The sequence below is a fragment of the Sphingopyxis sp. FD7 genome (assembly GCF_003609835.1).
Lineage (GTDB): Bacteria > Pseudomonadota > Alphaproteobacteria > Sphingomonadales > Sphingomonadaceae > Sphingopyxis.
In genome coordinates this window covers 1,689,211-1,706,530 of the sequence record NZ_AP017898.1, presented here as the reverse complement: position 1 = coordinate 1,706,530, position 17,320 = coordinate 1,689,211, and the positions used below count along the sequence as shown (strand labels likewise).

16 protein-coding genes and 1 tRNA gene are annotated in these 17,320 nt (G+C 66.3%); 4 read left to right on the top strand and 13 right to left on the bottom strand.

The window, feature by feature from the left end:
* Positions 1 to 433 precede the first annotated feature (433 nt).
* Entirely contained in the window at positions 434 to 1,447 is a 1,014-nt protein-coding gene (locus SPYCA_RS07995; protein WP_120219708.1) for an NADP-dependent oxidoreductase, read from the bottom strand.
* A 99-nt stretch (positions 1,448 to 1,546) separates the two neighbouring features.
* Here SPYCA_RS07995 and SPYCA_RS07990 point away from each other — a divergent pair.
* Positions 1,547 to 1,622: transfer RNA gene (locus SPYCA_RS07990), tRNA-Ala, on the top strand.
* A gap of 112 nt (positions 1,623 to 1,734) precedes the next feature.
* On the opposite strand, the gene SPYCA_RS07985 is transcribed toward SPYCA_RS07990, so the two are convergent.
* From SPYCA_RS07985 to SPYCA_RS07975, 3 genes are read right to left on the bottom strand one after another with little or no spacing between them, the layout of a single operon-like run.
* Positions 1,735 to 2,898, bottom strand: coding sequence for an acyl-CoA dehydrogenase family protein (locus tag SPYCA_RS07985; RefSeq protein ID WP_120219707.1), 1,164 nt, complete (start codon positions 2,896 to 2,898; stop codon positions 1,735 to 1,737).
* Between the two features lie 19 nt (positions 2,899 to 2,917).
* Positions 2,918 to 3,967, bottom strand: a complete 1,050-nt coding sequence (locus SPYCA_RS07980; RefSeq protein WP_232003593.1) for an aspartyl/asparaginyl beta-hydroxylase domain-containing protein — start codon at positions 3,965 to 3,967, stop codon at positions 2,918 to 2,920.
* A 52-nt stretch (positions 3,968 to 4,019) separates the two neighbouring features.
* Positions 4,020 to 6,332 carry an ATP-dependent helicase gene (locus SPYCA_RS07975; protein WP_232003591.1) on the bottom strand — a complete coding sequence of 771 codons (2,313 nt, stop codon included), beginning with the start codon at positions 6,330 to 6,332 and terminating at the stop codon, positions 4,020 to 4,022.
* A 458-nt stretch (positions 6,333 to 6,790) separates the two neighbouring features.
* Between SPYCA_RS07975 and SPYCA_RS07970 the strand changes: the two genes are divergently transcribed.
* The gene (locus SPYCA_RS07970) at positions 6,791 to 7,345 is read left to right on the top strand and encodes a septal ring lytic transglycosylase RlpA family protein (RefSeq protein WP_172595007.1); all 555 of its coding nucleotides are present in this window, start codon (positions 6,791 to 6,793) and stop codon (positions 7,343 to 7,345) included.
* On the opposite strand, the gene rsmD is transcribed toward SPYCA_RS07970, so the two are convergent.
* On the bottom strand, positions 7,342 to 7,884 hold the full coding sequence (rsmD, locus tag SPYCA_RS07965; RefSeq protein WP_120219704.1) for a 16S rRNA (guanine(966)-N(2))-methyltransferase RsmD: 543 nt from the start codon (positions 7,882 to 7,884) through the stop codon (positions 7,342 to 7,344). The two genes, SPYCA_RS07970 and rsmD, sit on opposite strands and share 4 nt — an antisense overlap.
* Positions 7,884 to 8,738 (bottom strand): pseudouridine synthase, encoded by an 855-nt coding sequence (locus SPYCA_RS07960; protein ID WP_120219703.1) that lies wholly within the window; start codon positions 8,736 to 8,738, stop codon positions 7,884 to 7,886. The genes rsmD and SPYCA_RS07960 overlap by 1 nt, the downstream gene beginning before the upstream one ends.
* Positions 8,739 to 8,893: 155 nt before the next feature.
* Between SPYCA_RS07960 and SPYCA_RS07955 the strand changes: the two genes are divergently transcribed.
* Both SPYCA_RS07955 and SPYCA_RS07950 read left to right on the top strand, forming a co-directional pair.
* The gene (locus SPYCA_RS07955) at positions 8,894 to 9,331 is read left to right on the top strand and encodes a response regulator (protein WP_120219702.1); all 438 of its coding nucleotides are present in this window, start codon (positions 8,894 to 8,896) and stop codon (positions 9,329 to 9,331) included.
* A 100-nt stretch (positions 9,332 to 9,431) separates the two neighbouring features.
* A complete protein-coding gene (locus SPYCA_RS07950; protein ID WP_120219701.1) occupies positions 9,432 to 10,853 on the top strand; it encodes an AmpG family muropeptide MFS transporter in 1,422 nt (473 codons plus the stop codon).
* Between the two features lie 82 nt (positions 10,854 to 10,935).
* On the opposite strand, the gene SPYCA_RS07945 is transcribed toward SPYCA_RS07950, so the two are convergent.
* The 7 genes from SPYCA_RS07945 to SPYCA_RS07915 all read right to left on the bottom strand — a co-directional run bounded on the left by SPYCA_RS07945 (position 10,936) and on the right by SPYCA_RS07915 (position 17,282).
* Complete coding sequence (locus SPYCA_RS07945) at positions 10,936 to 12,267, bottom strand: bifunctional folylpolyglutamate synthase/dihydrofolate synthase (protein ID WP_120219700.1); 1,332 nt, start codon at positions 12,265 to 12,267, stop codon at positions 10,936 to 10,938.
* A 126-nt stretch (positions 12,268 to 12,393) separates the two neighbouring features.
* The gene (accD, locus tag SPYCA_RS07940; RefSeq protein ID WP_120219699.1) at positions 12,394 to 13,245 is read right to left on the bottom strand and encodes an acetyl-CoA carboxylase, carboxyltransferase subunit beta; all 852 of its coding nucleotides are present in this window, start codon (positions 13,243 to 13,245) and stop codon (positions 12,394 to 12,396) included.
* On the bottom strand, positions 13,242 to 14,033 hold the full coding sequence (gene trpA, locus SPYCA_RS07935; RefSeq protein ID WP_120219698.1) for a tryptophan synthase subunit alpha: 792 nt from the start codon (positions 14,031 to 14,033) through the stop codon (positions 13,242 to 13,244). The genes accD and trpA overlap by 4 nt, the downstream gene beginning before the upstream one ends.
* A 145-nt stretch (positions 14,034 to 14,178) precedes the next feature.
* On the bottom strand, positions 14,179 to 15,399 hold the full coding sequence (gene trpB / locus SPYCA_RS07930; RefSeq protein ID WP_120222213.1) for a tryptophan synthase subunit beta: 1,221 nt from the start codon (positions 15,397 to 15,399) through the stop codon (positions 14,179 to 14,181).
* A 102-nt stretch (positions 15,400 to 15,501) separates the two neighbouring features.
* A complete protein-coding gene (locus tag SPYCA_RS07925; protein WP_172595006.1) occupies positions 15,502 to 16,131 on the bottom strand; it encodes a phosphoribosylanthranilate isomerase in 630 nt (209 codons plus the stop codon).
* A 135-nt stretch (positions 16,132 to 16,266) separates the two neighbouring features.
* A complete protein-coding gene (gene pyrF, locus SPYCA_RS07920) occupies positions 16,267 to 16,941 on the bottom strand; it encodes an orotidine-5'-phosphate decarboxylase (protein WP_120219696.1) in 675 nt (224 codons plus the stop codon).
* Positions 16,938 to 17,282, bottom strand: a complete 345-nt coding sequence (locus tag SPYCA_RS07915; RefSeq protein ID WP_120219695.1) for a LapA family protein — start codon at positions 17,280 to 17,282, stop codon at positions 16,938 to 16,940. Before SPYCA_RS07915 ends, pyrF begins: the two co-directional genes overlap by 4 nt.
* Positions 17,283 to 17,320 lie beyond the last annotated feature (38 nt).

Genomic DNA, 17,320 nt, shown 5'->3' with positions numbered 1-17,320 from the left:
CTGAAAGCGGCTCGGCGGAAGGCCTATAAAGCCACAAAAGCCCCGCATGTGCGCATCGTTTCTGTGTTCTTTGTGGCGTTAACGCGGCAAAGGATACGCATGGGCGCGGCGAAACTGTCTCCTTTGTCGCTTTAGCGCCGGTACATGGAATCGGACGATGTCAAAGAGCGACCCGACGCTGGCACGGCGCGGCCGTGTAGGACAGCGGTATTTTGGGCTGCGTTGACGGCTGCTTTGGGGTGGTTAGCGGACATTGAGGGGTTGCGCTGGTCTCCCCTCCCGCAAGCGGGAGGGGCAGCGAGACTTACGAACTTTGTTCGTTAGTCGCAGCGGGGTGGGCCATTGCCACGCTGCTGCCCACCCCCGACCCCTCCCGCAAGCGGGAGGGGAGAGAATGGCAGCTTCCGGCCGCTAGCTGCCGCCCCCCGCCACGCTACAACCGCACCAGCATTTTCCCGATATTCTTCCCCGAAAACAGACCGAGGAAGGCGTCGGGCGTTGCCTCGATCCCTTCGTGGACCGTTTCGCGGATCGTCACCGCGCCGCTGGCGAGCAGCCCGCTCATGTCGGCATAGAATTCCTCCATGCAGTCGTTGAACTGGTCGGTGTAGATGAAGCCTTCCATGCGGATGCGCGCGGGGATGGTGCGGATGAGATATTTCATCTCCTGCGGCTTTGCGTCGTTATAGACGTCGATCATCCCGCAGATCGCAAAGCGCGCAAAATCATTGGCGGTCGCAAAAGCCGCGTCGAGATGTTCGCCGCCGACATTGTCGAAATAGACGTCGATGCCGCCCTTGCCGAGCCGTTCGAGCGCGGCGGCGAGTTGGGGCAGCACCGGCGCCGACTTGTAATCGACCACCGCATCGGCGCCGAGTTCGGTCACCCAGGCGCATTTTTCGGCGCCGCCGGCCGAGCCGATCACGGTCATCTCGCGTGCCTTGGCGATCTGGACCACCGCCGATCCGACCGCGCCCGCGGCGGCGGAGACGAAGACGGTATCGCCGGGTTTCGCCGCCGCGACGCGGAGCAGGCCGATCCATGCCGTGCCACCGGTGAGACCCATATTGTGCAGGAAGGTCTGCGGCGGCAGCCCCGCATCGAGCAGCGCGGTCGGCAGCTTGTTCGGCATCATGTCGAGGCCGATCACGCCGCCTTCGCGCCAGCCGCCCATGTGGAGGATCAGGTCGCCGGGGGCAAAGCCGTCCATCCGGCTTTCAAGGACTTCGCCGATCGCGCCGCCGGTCATCGGCTGGTCGAGCTGGAAACTCGCGGCATAGCTTTTGGCGTCGTTCATCCGCCCGCGCATATAGGGATCGACCGAGAGCCAGCGGTTGCGGACGCGAAGCTGGTCCTTTTCGAGCGGCGTGTCGGGCAGGTCGCGGAGTGCGAAATTGTCGATCGTCGGCAGCCCCTGCGGACGACTGGTCAGATGCCAGGCTTTCATCGGAATCCCCCCATTCCTCAAAAAAACTTCGTGGCGACGGCCAAGGTCAGAAAAGCCGTTGCCACTGCCGGGCTGTGCCGTTAAGACCCCGCCGGTCGCGGGGCCGTAGCTCAGATGGGAGAGCGCTGCAATCGCACTGCAGAGGTCAGGGGTTCGATTCCCCTCGGCTCCACCAGCGACCTTTCCCCTACATTGCTGTTCGGCACCGGCCCGCTCCCCCACCCGGCCTGCCATAGGCTACTATCGTCGGGGAGGCCGGGTGGGGGAGCGGGCCGGTGCCGAACAGCTTAACCAACATAATCGCGAATCATGTTCTTCGCGATCACTAGCTGCTGGATCTGCGTCGTCCCTTCATAAATGCGGTAAATGCGGCAGTCGCGATAGAAGCGTTCGGCCGGATATTCCTTGAGATAGCCCGCGCCGCCGTGGATCTGTACCACGCGGTCGGCGACGCGGCCGCACATTTCGCTGGCGAACATCTTGGTCGCCGCCGCCTCGACCAGTATCTTCTCGCCGCGATCGGCGCGCGCGCAGGCGTCGCTCAGCATACAGTCGGCGGCGTAGATTTCGGCCTTGCTGTCGGCGAGCATCGCCTGGATCAGCTGGAAATTGGCGATGGGCTCGCCGAACGCCTTGCGCTCCATCGCATATTTGAGCCCCGCGTCGAGCATCCGCCTGGCATAGCCGACGCTGGCCGCGGCCACGGACAGGCGGCCATTGTCGAGGCTTTGCATCGCGGCGCGGAAACCGATGCCTTCCTCGCCGCCGAGCAGCGCATCGCCGTCGACATGCACATCCTCGAGGATCACGTCGGCGATCTGCGACCCTGCCTGGCCCATCTTGCCGTCGGGCTTGCCGATCGACACGCCCGGCGTGTCGCGCGGCACGAGGAACGCGCTGACATGCGCATTCTTGGGCAGCGCCTCGGCATTGGTGCGCGCCATGACCAGGATGACGTCGGCAAAGGGCGCGTTGGTGATGTAGCGCTTGGTGCCGTTCAGCACATAGCCATTGCCGCTCGGCACCGCGCGCGTCTTCATCGCCGCGCTGTCCGATCCGCTGTCGGGCTCGGTAAGGCCGAAGGCGGCGATGCTGCCGCCGGCGAGCCTGGGCAGCCAATGCGCCTTCTGCTGCTCGGTTCCGAAACCGAGGATCGATTTGCACACCATGCCGATATTGATCGACACGATCGAACGATAGGCGGGCGCGGCGTAAGCGAGTTCGCGGATGAAGCCGACATATTGGCTGATATTCATGCCCGCGCCGCCATATTCCTCGGGCATCGTCACCCCGAACAGCCCCATGTCGCGCATTTCGGCAAGGATGTCGTCGGGAACGCGGCCGAGCTCCTCGAGCTGGTCTTCGGCGGGGATCAGCCGTTCGCGGACATAGCGTTGCAGCTGTTCGATGAAAGCGTCGTAGATGTCGGCGTCCATTCCCGGATTGGTCATCGTTTCTGTGTCCCTTGGTCTATTGTTCGCCATATGTGTCGATCGCGGAGAAGATGCGCGTCAATTGTTCCCGTTCGTCGGCGTCGATGTCGGGGCGCCAGATTTCGAACAACAGGATGGTGCGGTCGCTCGTCCCGCGGTTCCACGCCTCATGCTCGAAACTGTCGTCGAAAATCAGCAGCTCGCCCTCGCGCCAGCTGCGCGTTTCGGCGCCGACGCGCAGCCCGCAACCATCGGGGACAATCAGGGGCAGGTGGCAGATCAGCCGCGTGTTGAGCATGCCGTGATGCGGCTGGATATGCGTGCCGGGGGTGAGGCGCGAAAAGAGCGCGATCGGCGCGCGGTTCGGGATGACGGGCTGCGGCGCCAGTTCGAGCGCGCCGAGGGTCGCGGGGCACAGTCGGTCCATGCCGTCGGCCACCGCGCCGTCTTTCCACAGCCAGGCGGCGCCCCAGTCGGGCTTGTCGAGCAGCGGATTATTCGGCGGCGGGCGGTCGGCGTTCGCGCTGACATAGGGAGTGAAGCGGTCGGCCGCCTGCTCGATCAAGGCCTGAAGCTCGGCACGGATCATGTCGGTCGCCGCCTCGATCGCTTCCGCCCAGGCGAAACTGGAACGCTCGAAGAAAGGCCGCTGCGCGAGGCCGGGAAAATAGAACATGCCCGGCTGTTGCAGGTAGAGCGGCTGTTCGCCCGCGAGCATGCGGAGCGCTTCGGCGACGCGCGGCGGGGCGGTGCACCGGTCGATGCCCGCTGCGCCGAGCTGCGCAAGCAAATGGTCGGCGAAGGCGCGCTCGGACGTGGCGATGAACGCTTCGGCGCGCTGGAGCCCGGCATGGAGCGCAGCCGGGACGCTGCGCGCCTGCGCAGCGGTGGCCAGCGCGAGGCGATAGAAGCTGCCCGCCGCGCGTTCGTCGGCGAGCCGCCGTTTGAGTTCGGCCATCGCCAGCAATGCGGGGATGTTGCCGCGGTCGGCACGAATCGCGCTGTCGAGCGCCGCCGTCTCCGCCTCGACGTCGCCGCGCCGGTGCGCGTCGCGCGCCTGATCGAGCCATGTCGCGGGTGCCGTCATCGCCTTTGCCATAACGCGCCACCCGGGCTTTGCAAGCGAGCGCCCCGCCGTTTCAGGCCGCGCGGACGAAGCTGTCGAGCACGCGCTTGGTTCCGGCCTGGTCGAACTCGACCTCCAGCTTGTTGCCGTCGATGTCGATAATCTCGCCATAGCCAAACTTCTCGTGGAACACGCGCAGCCCGATCGCGAGGTCGGCGCGCGGCCTGGCGCCGACCGACGCGGCGGGGCCGCGTTCGGAAGGCGCGGGCGCGCGGGTGACGGTGTTCGATGCCGCCACCGCGCGCTGCCAGGCGGGGCCGCGCGTCATGATGCGCGACGGTTGGCGTTCGGCGACATGCGCGAAAGGATCGCCCTGCACCGACCAGTTGGCGCGCCACAGGCTCTGCCCGCCGCCGAAGCTGTTTTCGCTCTCCACATGCTCGGGTGGAATCTCGGCGATGAAGCGACTGGGGATGCTGCTCATCCACTGGCCATAGATACGCCGGTTCGCGGCGTGATAGATGCTCGCGCGCTGGCGGGCGCGGGTGATCGCGACATAGGCGAGGCGGCGTTCCTCCTCGAGGCTGGCGGTGCCGCCCTCGTCCATCGCGCGCTGCGACGGAAAGACGCCATCCTCCCACCCGGCGAGAAAGACATGGTCGAACTCGAGTCCCTTGGCGGCGTGGATCGTCATGATCGTGACCGTTTCGGTCTGATCGTCATTGTCGCGGTCCATGACAAGGCTGACATGTTCGAGGAAGGCTTCGAGCGAGTCATACTCCTCCATCGCGCGGACGAGTTCGGAGAGATTTTCGAGGCGCCCCGCGGCTTCGGCGCTGCGATCGGCCTGGAGCATCGCGGTATAACCCGATTCGTCGAGAATGAGCTGGGTCAGCTCGGGGTGCGGCAGCTGGCTTGCCTTCGCCTGCCAGCCGCGCATCATCGCGATGAAACTGGCGAGCTGGCGGCGCGCCTGCGGTGTCAGTTCATCGGTTTCGGTGATGCGCGAGGCGGCGTGGAACAGCGGGGCGCGTTCGGCGCGCGCGAACTGGTGGATGCGCCCAAGCGCCTTGTCGCCGAGTCCGCGCTTGGGGACGTTGACGATGCGCTCGAACGCCAGATCGTCGGCGGGTGACTGGACGAGGCGGAGATAGGCGAGGGCGTCGCGGATTTCGGCGCGTTCGTAAAAGCGGAAACCGCCGACGATGCGGTAAGGCATGCCGATCGCGATGAAGCGGTCCTCGAACTCGCGCGTCTGGAACTGCGCGCGGACGAGAATAGCGGCGCGGTCGAGGCTGATCCCGCGATGCTGGAGCGTTTCCAGTTCCTCGCCGATCCGCCGCGCTTCCTCCGGCCCGTCCCAGACGCCGACGACGCGCAGCTTGTCGCCGGCGTCGAGTTCGGTCCAGAGCGTCTTGCCGAGCCGGTCGCTGTTTTGCGCGATCAGCGCCGATGCGGCGGCAAGGATCTGCGGCGTCGAGCGGTAATTTTGTTCGAGGCGGATGACCGTCGCGCCCGGAAAATCCTTTTCAAAGCGCAGGATGTTCGCGACCTCGGCGCCGCGCCACGAATAGATCGACTGGTCGTCGTCGCCGACGCAGCAGATATTCTTGCGCGCCTGCGCGAGCAGGCGGAGCCACAGATACTGGCTGGCGTTGGTGTCCTGATATTCGTCGACGAGAATATATTTGAAGCGTTGCTGATAGTGCTCGAGCACGTCGCGGTGCGTCTTCAATATCACAAGCATGTGCAGCAAGAGGTCGCCGAAGTCGCAGGCGTTGAGCGTTTTCAGCCGCGCCTGATAGAGCGCGTAGAGATGCTGCCCCTTGCCGTCGGCATAGGCCTCCTTGTCGGCGGCGTCGAGATCGGCAGGCGTCAGCCCGCGGTTCTTCCATTTGTCGATCAGGCCGGCGAGCTGGCGCGCGGGCCAGCGCTTTTCGTCGAGTCCTTCGGCCTGGATGAGCTGTTTGAGGACGCGCAGCTGGTCGTCGGTGTCGAGGATGGTGAAATTGCTCTGGAGCCCCACCAGCTCGGCGTGGCGGCGCAGCATCTTGGCCGCGATGCTGTGAAAGGTGCCGAGCCACGGCATTCCCTCGACCGCGTCGCCGATCATCCGCCCGATCCGCTCGCGCATCTCGCGCGCGGCCTTGTTGGTGAAGGTGACCGCGAGAATCTCCGAAGGCCAGGCGCGCCGCGTCCAGATGATGTGCGCGAGGCGCGCGGTGAGCGCCGCGGTCTTGCCCGTGCCCGCGCCCGCGAGCATCAGCACGGGGCCCTCGGTCGTCAGCACCGCCTGCCGCTGCGGCCCGTTCAATCCGCGCAGATAGGGCGGGTCCGATGGGTCGGGGCGGGTCAGGTCGGGCGTCGAGGCGGGGGGCGTGTTCACGCGCGAACGATTAGGGAACGCGGCGCGGACTGTCCAGTGCGGGGCTGAGGTCGGGTCGGTTGTGGCGAGGGCGGGTAGCTCGGCTGAAGGCCATTGTTCCTTGTCCGTCACCCTGAACTTGTTTGGCGCTTATCCCGCTCGCATCCGTAGGCGTCATTGCGAGCGCAGCGAAGCAATCTCCAGCTTGCGTAGCACCCGAACGATGGCTGGAGATTGCTTCGTCCCCCGGATCAAGTCCGGGGTCCTCGCAATGACGAGTCGGGTCTCCCTATGGTAAGGGGATAATCGCCAACTTGCTTCAGGGTCCATGGCCCGGTCGTTTCCTTTGGCGCGGCGCCGGATGAGAGGTCAGGCCATGGATGCTGAAACAAGTTCAGCATGACGAGGTTTGATGGCAGTGAACACCCCAACCAACTCCAGACTTTATCTCCTCCTTCCGGCCCTTTAGGGCATGGGTCATGCAATGGGATTCAGCGATGCGAGCGGCCGGGCCTGCGATGGCGGTTCTGGCGCTCTCCGCCTGCGCCGGGGGCAATTACCGCCCGGTCGCCGACACCCCGGTGCGGATCGGGCCCGCCTATACGATCCGCGGCACCACCTATGTCCCCGCCGCCGCGCCCGCCTATGACGCCGTCGGTTATGCGAGCTGGTACGGGAGCGAGTCGGGCAACCGGACCGCGAATGGCGAGAAGTTCCGGCCCGGCTGGATCACCGCCGCGCATACGACGCTGCCGCTGCCGACCTATGTTGAGGTGACCGCGCTCGACACCGGGCGGCGGATCATCGTGCGCGTCAACGATCGCGGCCCCTTTGCGCGCGGGCGGATCATCGACCTGTCGCGCGGCGCGGCCGAGGCGCTGGGGATGCGCGCGCAGGGCCATGTGCCGGTGCGCGTGCGCCGCGTCGAACCGTCGGAAAAGGACCGCAAGCGGCTGCGCGAGGGCAGGGCCGCGGCGGCGCTGGCGCCGGTGCCTGTGGACGAATTGCAGCGGCTGCGCGCGCGATTGCGCTAAACCGGGCGCAGAAGCGTGAGTTTCGCCTTGCCGACCTTGCGCTCGGCGTCGATCTCGAAGCCCGCGACCTCGACCGTTTCGCGCTCGCCCGTTTCGATCGAGATCCAGCCGTCGGGGGCGATCCAGCCGAGGCGGGCGAGCTTGTCGAGCGCGACGCTGCCCGCGCCAGTGGCATAGGGCGCGTCGAACAGCAGCAGGTCACAGGTCCGCCGCGCAGGGCCGAGCGCGAGCACCGACCCGGCGCGGATGTCGGCGCGTGGGGTTGCTCCCAGCGCGTCGAGATTCCTGCGGAGCGCATCGAGCGCGTCGCGATCCTGCTCGGCGAAGAGGCATTGTTCGGCGCCGCGCGACAGGGCCTCGATCCCCAGCGCGCCCGACCCGGCGAACAGGTCGGCGACATACAGTCCCTCGAAGCTGCCGAGACGGCTGGCGAGCATCGAAAAGAGCGTTTCGCGCGTGCGGTCGGCGGTCGGGCGGGTGGCGTCGTTTTTGGGCGCGAGCAGCTTGCGGCCGCGCCATTCGCCGGCGATCACGCGCATCAGCCGAGATGCCGCCGGAACTTGAACAATTCATCGCGCGGCACGACCTCGACCGCCCCCATGTCGAGCCCGGCGAGGGTGAACTCGCCATAGCGGGTGCGGATCAGGCGGCTGACCTGAAGCCCCAGATGTTCGAGCACGCGCCGCACCTCCCGATTCTTGCCCTCGGTCAGCGTCATTTCGATCCACTGGTTGCGCCCAGTGCGGCGTTCGAGATTGGCGTCGATCTTGCCATAGCGGATCCCGTCGATTTCGATCCCCATCACCAGCTCCTCGAGCTGCGCCTGGCTGATGTCGCCAAAGGCGCGCGCGCGATAGGTGCGCTCGACCCCGCTCGCGGGCAGTTCGAGCTGGCGCTTGAAGGCGCCGTCGTTGGTGAGAAGCAGCAGCCCCTCGGTATTATAGTCGAGGCGGCCGACGGGCATCAGCCGCGGCAACCCCTTGGGCAGCACGTCATAGATCGTCTTGCGTCCCCTGGGATCGCGCGCGGCGGTGAGGCAGTCCGCGGGCTTGTGGAAACGATAGAGGCGGGTCGAGACGGGCTTTGCAACAGGGTTACCGTCGACGGTCAGGCCGTCGAGCGAGGTGAGAAGCGGCGCGGGCTGAGCGATGACCGCGCCGTTCAGCGCGATGCGGCCCTCCTCGATCATGCGCTCGACGTCGCGGCGCGAGCCGACCCCGGCGCGTGCGAGCAGCTTGGCGATGCGTTGCGGGCCATCCTCGCGTTCGGCCTCGGCCGGAAGCTTGCGCGGCGGCGCGTCGGCGCGCGCGGCGCGGCGGCCGCGCGGGGCCGCTGCGGCAGAGCGGTCGGCGCCGGAGCGCGGGGCGGAGCGGGGCGGGCGGCGGGTCGTCATCGGAACGGATGCGGCTTTCTTGTCGTTATTCGGGAAAATGCTGTTGCGTGCGTGCCACGCTCATAGCCGGAAAAGTGTCGCTTCGTCGATGGCAAGCAGAAGCGATATTGCAGGAAAGCGCCGGGCGAGTCATGGCGCATTGAAAGGGAGATGTCATGCTCTTCGGTCCGCGTCCTTCCTGCATCAAACGCCTGCTGGTTATCGAGGATGACCCGCTGACGGCGTTCGACAATGAGCATACTTTGAAGCACGCGGGCTACGACGTCATTGCGACGGTCGATTCGGGCGAGGCGGCGGTGCGCTATATCGCGGCGGAACCGATCGATGCGCTGGTGCTGGACCTCGGCCTCGCTGGCGATATGACCGGGCGCGAAGTCGCGCGGCTGGCGCGTGACCGCGGCATCGCCGTGCTGCTGGTGACCGGCCAATGCCCTGAGGATGCGAGCGACATCGCCATGGCCTGCCTCGACAAGCCGCACAGCCCCTCGGCGCTGGTCGCCGCACTGAAGGCGCTCGAAACGATGATCTGCAAGAACCAGGCGCCGCGCAAGGTCGCGGGCCTGACGACATATTGGCGCCCCGCCGCGGCCTGAGCACGGCGGACCGGCGCGCCGGTCAATTACCCGCTTCCATTTTGGCAGGGAGGCTTTAGGCCCTGTGCGATAAGCGCCGCGGGCGGGGAAAGGACATCATATGCAACTCGGGCTGGACACGGCGGTGCTGATCGCAGTGATCGCGCTGGTGATTGGCCTGGCGTTCGTGATCCCCAGCTTTTCGCCCTATCGCAGGCCGATGCCGATCGTTGCGTTCCTTCTCGGCATTTCGAGCGGCTTTCCGCTGACCCTGCTGCTCGGAACGATGACATTCTGGCTGTCAAAGGTCGGGATCGAGAAATCGACCATCGGCTTCGCGATCGGGCTTACGACGCCCTACACGCTCAAGTTTCTGTGGGCACCGCTTGTCGATCGCCTGCCACTGCCCTTTTTGACCAAAGCCTTCGGACAGCGACGTGGCTGGCTGTTCTTCATTCAGGCGCTGCTTGTGATCGCGATCTGGAACCTCGGCACAAGCAACCCGACGAACGACAATCTGGCGCCCTTCGCCTTCTGGGCGATCGCCGTCGCCTTTCTGTCGGCGACGCAGGACATCGTCATCGACGCCTATCGCATCGAAATCCTCTCGGATGCCGAATTGCCGCATGGCACCGCGATGAACCAGTTCGGTTATCGCACCGGCAATCTGATTGCGGGTGTCGGCACCATCGCGCTGGCGTCGCCGGAGGGTTTCAATCTTGGGTGGGCAGCCGCATATGGTTTTACCGGACTGGCTGTTCTCCCGGCCCTCCTCGGTGCGCTTTACGCCGGATCGGGGCGTTTCGATCCCACGCGCGCCAATGCGCTGGCTGGAGGTTTCGCCGCGTGGCTGAAGGACACGGTTGTCAATCCGTTCCGCGAGTTTCTGGGCCGCAATGGCGCCGTGCTGATCCTTCTGTTCGTGCTCGTCTACAAGGTCGGCGATGCCATGGGGCAGGGGATGCTCAATCCGATGATTGTCGAGCTGGGCTTCACCGATACCGAGTTCGTCGCGATCAACAAGGGCGTCGGTTTTGTGGCGCTGATTGTCGGTTCGGCCTGCGGTGCGCCCTTCATCGCATGGCTTGGAATGGGCCGCGCGTTGCTCATATCGGGACTGCTGATGATGTTCAGCAATTTTCTGTTCGCCGTTCTGGCGGCGGTCGGCCATTCGCCGCTGATGCTCGCGATCGCGGTTGGGACCGAGAACTTCACCAGCGGGATCGGTCTGACCGTTTTCGTTACCTACTTGTCGGGACTCTCAAGCCTGGCCTACACCGCAACGCAGTTCGCGCTGCTGTCTTCCTTTGCCGCCGTGGGGCGTACCTGGCTGGCAACGCCCGGCGGTTATATTGCCGAAGGGCTGGGTTGGGTCGGTTTCTGGATCGTGACCGTGGTAATCGCGGCGCCCGGAATGCTGCTGCTTTGGATGCTCTGGCGCAAGGGTTTCGTGGTTCAGACCGTCAGACAGCCGAGCACAGAGGATGACGGGCACGAACTCGCACACCGCGATGAGGACCGGCCCGCGCCGGCGCGAACTTAGACCTGTTTCAGTGAGATTGAAGCGACGCGCCCAGCGCGGCTCGCTGGACGATCTCGTCGCTTCAATCTCACTGAAACAGGGTCTAGTCAGGAAGCTCGCCGTTCGCGGCGAGCACCTCGCCCGCGAGATAGAGCGAGCCGCAGATGAGGACGTCGCCGGGCGCATCCGCGAGCAGGCGCAGCGCGGCGGGCACATTGTCGCACGGGCGGGCATCGGCGATGCCGAGTTCGTCCTGCACCCACCGGCACAGATCCTTGGGGTCATGGTGGTCGTGACCGGGGATCGGCACGGCGCTGAACGAGACGATGCGGTCGGCGAAGGGGCGCAGGAAGCCCATCGCATTCTTGTTTGCGAGCAGCCCGCAGACGATGTGGAGCGGCGGCATATCGCGCAGCGCTGCGGCGAGCGCCACGCCCGCGTCGGGGTTGTGGCCGCCGTCAAGCCAAACCGCCGTTCCCGACGATAGCAGGGCGGTGAGCGGTCCCGCGCCGAGCCGCTGCATCCGCGCGGGCCAGGTCGCCCGCGTCATGGCGGCGGCGAGCGCGGCGTCTTCGATGGGAATGGTCGCCTGATGGCGGAGCATCGCGACCGCCAGCACGGCGTTGTCGACCTGATGCGCGCCCGCCATCGCGGGCAGCGGCAGGTCGAGTGTGCCGCGCGCGTCGCGATAGGTAAGGCGCCCGTCGGCGATTGCGGCGTCCCACGCCGCGCCGCGTTCGACGAGCGGCGCGCCGGCTGCAGCGGCGCGCGCGGCGATCACCGCGCGCATCGACGCCGGATAGGCCTGTGTCACCAGCGGCGCGCCTGGCTTGGCGATCCCGGCCTTTTCAAAGGCGATGCGGTCGTGCGGCGGCGCGGGCACATCGGCCTCGGGCGCGAGCAGGAAGGCCTCGTGGTCGATGCCGAGCGAGGCGATGCCGCACACCGCCGGTGCAGCGATGATGTTGGTCGCGTCGAGCCGCCCGCCCAGCCCGACCTCGACGATGCAGGTGTCGGCGGGAATGCGCGCAAAGGCGAGGAAGGCGGCGGCGGTCGTCACCTCGAAGAAGCTCGCTTGCAGATCGTGCGCGACGTCGAGCACCTCGGCGAGCAGCGCCGCGAGCAGCGCGTCGTCGATCAGCGTCCCGGCGAGGCGGATGCGTTCGTTGAAGCGGACGAGGTGCGGGCTGGAATAGACATGCGCGGTCAGGCCCTGCGCCTCGATGGCAGCGCGCAGGAAGGCGCAGGTCGATCCCTTGCCGTTGGTTCCCGCGACGTGGAACACGGGTGGCAGGCGGTGCTGCGGATCGCCGAGGCGGCGGCACAGTTCGGCGATGCGTTCGAGGCCGAGGATGTCGCGGCCCGGCGACAGCGCGGTCAGGCGATCGAGCTGGGCCTGGACGGCGGGGTCGGTGCTGCGGGCGTGGTCGGGCATTTGGTTCACGCCTCTATTTCGTCATTGCGAGCGCAGCGAAGCAATCTCCAGCTATCGGCGCCATGTGGACGACGGCTGGAGATTGCTTCGTCGCCTGCGGCTCCTCGCAATGACGCGGGATGGAAGTCAGGCCGCTTTCTCCGGCGCCAGATAACCGATCAGCCTGCCCAGCGTCTCCGGCAAGTCCTTGCGATGCACCACCATGTCGATCATCCCGTGATCGAGCAGATATTCGGCGCGCTGGAAGCCCTCGGGCAGCTTTTCGCGGATCGTATTTTCGATCACGCGCTGGCCCGCGAAGCCGATCAGCGCCTTGGGCTCGCTGATCTGCACGTCGCCGAGCATCGCATAGCTGGCGGTAACGCCGCCGGTAGTCGGGTCGGTCAGCAGCACGATATAGGGCAGCCCGGCACGACGCAGCCGCGCGAGCGCCACCGTGGCGCGCGGCATCTGCATCAGCGACAGCGTGCCTTCCTGCATCCGCGCGCCGCCCGCGGCGGTGATCGCGATATAGGGGACGCCGCGCTTTATCGCATTTTCGACGCCCGCGACGAAGGCTTCGCCGACTGCGACGCCCATCGACCCGCCCATGAAGGCGAAATCCTGCACGCCGATCACGACGCCCTGGCCCGAAATGCGGCCAAAGGCGTTCTGATAGGCGTCGCGGTCGCCGGTCTGCGCGCGCGCCGCCTTGATGCGGTCGACATATTTCTTGGTATCGCGGAACTTGAGCGGGTCTTCGGGCGCGGCGGGCGCGGCGATCAGCTCGTGCAGCCCGCCGTCGAACAGCTGCGCGAAGCGTTCCTTGGCACCGATGCGGTCGTGATGGTCGCAGCGCGGGCAGACGTTGAGATTGTCCTCCCATTCCTTGACGAACACCATCTGCTGACACTGGCGGCATTTGTGCCACAGATTGTCGGCGGTATCGCGCTTGGCGCCAAAGGGCAGGGCGTTGCGAACGCGGTCGAGCCAGCTCATGCGGCGATCTCCTTTGCGCCGTGGATAGCATCGGCGAGGGTGCGGGTGAAGGATTCGAGGTGCGGCGCGGCGGCGTCGCCATGCTCGGCGATGATGTCGACCAGCGCCGATCCGACGACGACGCCATCGGCAACGTGCGCGATCTGCGCGGCCTGTTCGGCGGTGCGGACGCCGAAGCCGACCGCGACGGGCAGGTCGGTCGCGGCCTTGAGCCGCGCAACGGCTTCGTCGATGCTCGCCTGCGCGGCCCGTTGCAGCCCGGTGATCCCGGCGACCGAGACATAATAGAGGAAGCCGCCCGCGCCGTTCAGCACGTCGGGCAGGCGCGCGGCGTCGGTCGTCGGCGTCGCGAGGCGAATGAGGTCGATGCCCGCGGCGCGGAGCGCGGGGCCGAGCTCGGGGTCTTCCTCGGCGGGAACATCGACGCAGATGACGCCATCGACGCCGGCACGCACGCATTCGGCGGCGAACCAGTCACCGCCGCGGATCGTCATCGGGTTGGCATAGCCCATCAGGACGAGCGGAGTGTCGGGATGGCGCTGGCGGAAGGCGGCGGCGACCGCAAAAATGTCGGCGGTGGTCGTGCCCTTGGCCAGGCTGCGCAGATTCGCCTGCTGGATCGCGGGGCCGTCGGCCATCGGATCGGTGAAGGGCATACCCAGCTCGATGACATCGGCGCCCCCGGCAACGAGCGCGTCGAGGTTCGCGGCGGTGTCACCATCGCCCGCGGTGATGAAGGCGACGAGGGCGGGGTGGGTTTTGGCGAAGGCGGCGGCGAAGCGGGTCATATGGCCCTCTCTCTTGCAAACTTCGGCCGGTGTCCTTGCTTCGTCATCCCGGACTTGATCCGGGATCCATTGATCCGACGCTGCCTGAATGGATCCCGGATCAAGTCCGGGATGACGATGACTGCCATGTTGCGCCAGGATTCCATCAAAGCGCTACCCCCAACGCATCGGCCACCGTGAATATATCCTTATCCCCCCGGCCCGAGCAGTTGACGATGATGATCTTGTCCTTGTCCAGCGTCGGCGCGATGCGTTCGGCGGCGGCGATCGCGTGGGCAGACTCCAGCGCGGGAATGATGCCTTCGAGCTTGGTGAGCTTCTGGAAGCTCGCGAGCGCCTCGGCGTCGGTGACGGGTTCGTAGCGGACGCGGCCGATGTCGTGGAGCCAGCTATGCTCGGGGCCGATGCCCGGATAGTCGAGGCCTGCCGAGATGCTGTGCGCCTCGGTGATCTGGCCGTCCTCGTCCTGCAACAGATAGGTCTTGTTGCCGTGGAGGATGCCGGGCTTTCCGCCCGCGAGGCTGGCGGCATGCTTGCCGTCCAGCCCTTCGCCCGCGGCTTCGACGCCGACGATCTCGACCTCGCTATCATCGAGGAAGGGGTGGAACAGGCCGATCGCGTTCGATCCGCCGCCGACGGGGGCGATCAGCATGTCGGGAAGGCGGCCTTCGGCCTCCAGTATCTGCGCGCGCGCCTCGTCACCGATCACCGACTGGAAATCGCGCACGAGCTGCGGATAAGGGTGCGGCCCGGCGACGGTGCCGATGATGTAGAAAGTATCGTGGACGTTCGCGACCCAGTGGCGCAGCGCCTCGTTCATCGCGTCCTTCAGCGTCTTCGCGCCGCTCTCGACCGCGACGACTTCGGCGCCGAGCAGCTTCATGCGGAACACATTGGGCTGTTGCCGCGCGACGTCGACCGCGCCCATGAAGATGGTGCAGGGCAGGCCGAAGAGCGCGGCAACGGTCGCGGTCGCGACGCCATGCTGGCCCGCACCGGTCTCGGCGATGATCCTGGTCTTGCCCATGCGTTTGGCGAGCAGGATCTGGCCGATGCAATTGTTGATCTTGTGCGCGCCGGTGTGGTTCAGATCCTCGCGCTTGAGGTAGATTTTCGCGCCGCCAAGATGGTCGGTGAGGCGCTCGGCGAGCCAGAGCGGGCTGGGGCGGCCGACATAGTTTTTGAGCAGGTAATCGAACTCGGCCTTGAACGCCGGGTCGGCCTGCGCGGCGCGATAATGGCGTTCGAGGTCGAGGATCAGCGGCATCAGCGTTTCGGCGACATAGCGGCCGCCGAACGGGCCGAAATGGCCGCGATCGTCGGGGCCGGAGCGAAGGCTGTTGGGCAGGGTCGGGGCGTCGGTCATCGTCATATCCATCGGTTACGGGTGGGCATTCACTTGAAGAGCAGGTCTCAAGCGATCAGCGCCATCGTTTCCCGATGCGCAGGACGAGGGGTCGCAGCGTGGTCATCGGCCGACCGCTTTAAGGAAAGCGGCGATCTTGTCCATATCCTTGACGCCCGGCGCGCTTTCGACGCCCGACGAGACATCGACGAGCGGCGCGCCCGTTGCGGCGATCGCCTCTGCGACATTGTCGGGGGTCAGCCCGCCGGCGATACCCCAGTCCATTGTATGCCGGTGATTTTTGAGGAGCGACCAGTCGAAGCGCGTGCCCGTCCCGCCGGGCAGCGCGGCGGCGGGCGCATCGAACAAAATGCGGTCGGCGATCCCGTGATATTTCTGCATCCGGGTGAGCGTGCCGGCATCCTTCAGCCCGATCGCCTTCCAGATTTCGGCAGGGACGAGCCTCTTGACGACCGCGAGCCATTCGGGTGTCTCGCTGCCATGAAACTGGACGATGTCGGGGCGCACCATGCCGAGCGCCTCGCCGGTCAGCTTCTGCGAGGCGTTGACGAGCAGCAACGCGACCTTGACGTGCGACCCTGCGCGCTTGCGAAGTTCGGCCGCGGTCCTGAGGTCGACGTGCCGCTGGCTCGGCTCGTAATGGACAAGACCGATGTGCGTCGCGCCGAGGCGGATGGCGGCGTCTACACCTTCGGGCGTCGAGATACCGCAGATTTTGACGAGTGGGGGCATGGTTGGTCTCATTTGACGTCATTGCGAGCGGAGCGAAGCAATCTCCAGCTATTAGCGTAGCGCAATCTCGTTAGCTGGAGATTGCTTCGTCGCCTTTGGCTCCTCGCAATGACGATGGCTATTTAGACGAGTAGATCAGAGCGTCGCTTCGATCTCGCGCGCGGCAAGGTCGGGATCGGGCGACTGGCTGATCGGGCGGCCGACGACGAGGATCGAAGCGCCGTCGGACATCGCCTGCGCGGGCGTGACGATGCGTTTCTGATCGCCGGTCCGGCCGTTCGCGGGGCGCACGCCGGGGACGACGAAGAAGCCGCCGGGCCACGCCTTGCGCGCCGATTTCACTTCCTGTCCCGAGCAGACGATGCCGTCGAGCCCGGCTTCGCGCGCGAGCGCGGCGAGGCGGACGACCTGGTCGTGCGGGGTGCCCGCGACGCCGATGTCGTCAAGGTCGGGCGCGTCGAGGCTGGTGAGCACGGTGACGGCGATCACCCTGGTGTTCTTGCCCGCAACCGCCTTTGCCTCCTCCAGCATCGCACGGCCGCCCGCGGCGTGAACGGTCAGGATCGCGGGTTCGAGCGGGCGCAGCGCCTGGATCGCCTTTGCCACCGTGTTCGGAATATCGTGAAGCTTCAGATCGAGGAAGATCGGCAAGCCGAGCCTGGCCATTTCGTGCACGCCATGATGGCCGTTGGCGCAGAAAAACTCGAGCCCCAGCTTCAACCCGCCAACATGGTGCCGGACCTTTTGCGCGAGCGTCAGCGCGGCGTCGAGATGCGGGGTGTCGATGGCGAGATAAATGGGCGACGTCATGGCTTGTCCGGGGCGAAAAGGTCCGTGGGGGCAGGGGGCGCGTCGTTGACGGGCGCGGGAGCGGGAGTCGGTTCGACGGGGCGATGCGCGAGCGCGCGCAGGTCGGCGGCCTGCCGCTCGCTGGCGTCGAGGCGGCGCTTCAGCGACCAGCGCGTCGTGCGCAGCGCGATCCACATGGGCAGCGCGCCGATCAGAAAGGCGGCGAGGATGACGACGGGAAGCTTGGTCTCGGCCTCCCAGCCCGGCCAGATGGTGACGGTGACGACCTGCCAGTTCGCCATCGCAAAGATGACCAGAACCGCGGTCAGCACCACCCAGATGATCGTTCGCAGGATGCCCACGTCGTCTTGCTCCCTCTGTCGGCCCGGCGTGGACAGTA

What these genes read in the sequence shown, in the direction of transcription:
- SPYCA_RS07960 (WP_120219703.1), bottom strand. Translation starts at nt 8,738, where the DNA reads ATGACGACCCGCCGCCCGCCCCGCTCCGCCCCGCGCTCCGGCGCCGAC.
- SPYCA_RS07955 (WP_120219702.1), top strand. Translation starts at nt 8,894, where the DNA reads ATGCTCTTCGGTCCGCGTCCTTCCTGCATCAAACGCCTGCTGGTTATC.
- SPYCA_RS07980 (WP_232003593.1), bottom strand. Translation starts at nt 3,967, where the DNA reads ATGACGGCACCCGCGACATGGCTCGATCAGGCGCGCGACGCGCACCGG.
- trpB (WP_120222213.1), bottom strand. Translation starts at nt 15,399, where the DNA reads ATGACCGACGCCCCGACCCTGCCCAACAGCCTTCGCTCCGGCCCCGAC.
- SPYCA_RS07950 (WP_120219701.1), top strand. Translation starts at nt 9,432, where the DNA reads ATGCAACTCGGGCTGGACACGGCGGTGCTGATCGCAGTGATCGCGCTG.
- trpA (WP_120219698.1), bottom strand. Translation starts at nt 14,033, where the DNA reads ATGACCCGCTTCGCCGCCGCCTTCGCCAAAACCCACCCCGCCCTCGTC.
- SPYCA_RS07995 (WP_120219708.1), bottom strand. Translation starts at nt 1,447, where the DNA reads ATGAAAGCCTGGCATCTGACCAGTCGTCCGCAGGGGCTGCCGACGATC.
- accD (WP_120219699.1), bottom strand. Translation starts at nt 13,245, where the DNA reads ATGAGCTGGCTCGACCGCGTTCGCAACGCCCTGCCCTTTGGCGCCAAG.
- SPYCA_RS07925 (WP_172595006.1), bottom strand. Translation starts at nt 16,131, where the DNA reads ATGCCCCCACTCGTCAAAATCTGCGGTATCTCGACGCCCGAAGGTGTA.
- SPYCA_RS07970 (WP_172595007.1), top strand. Translation starts at nt 6,791, where the DNA reads ATGCAATGGGATTCAGCGATGCGAGCGGCCGGGCCTGCGATGGCGGTT.
- SPYCA_RS07945 (WP_120219700.1), bottom strand. Translation starts at nt 12,267, where the DNA reads ATGCCCGACCACGCCCGCAGCACCGACCCCGCCGTCCAGGCCCAGCTC.
- rsmD (WP_120219704.1), bottom strand. Translation starts at nt 7,884, where the DNA reads ATGCGCGTGATCGCCGGCGAATGGCGCGGCCGCAAGCTGCTCGCGCCC.
- SPYCA_RS07985 (WP_120219707.1), bottom strand. Translation starts at nt 2,898, where the DNA reads ATGACCAATCCGGGAATGGACGCCGACATCTACGACGCTTTCATCGAA.
- pyrF (WP_120219696.1), bottom strand. Translation starts at nt 16,941, where the DNA reads ATGACGTCGCCCATTTATCTCGCCATCGACACCCCGCATCTCGACGCC.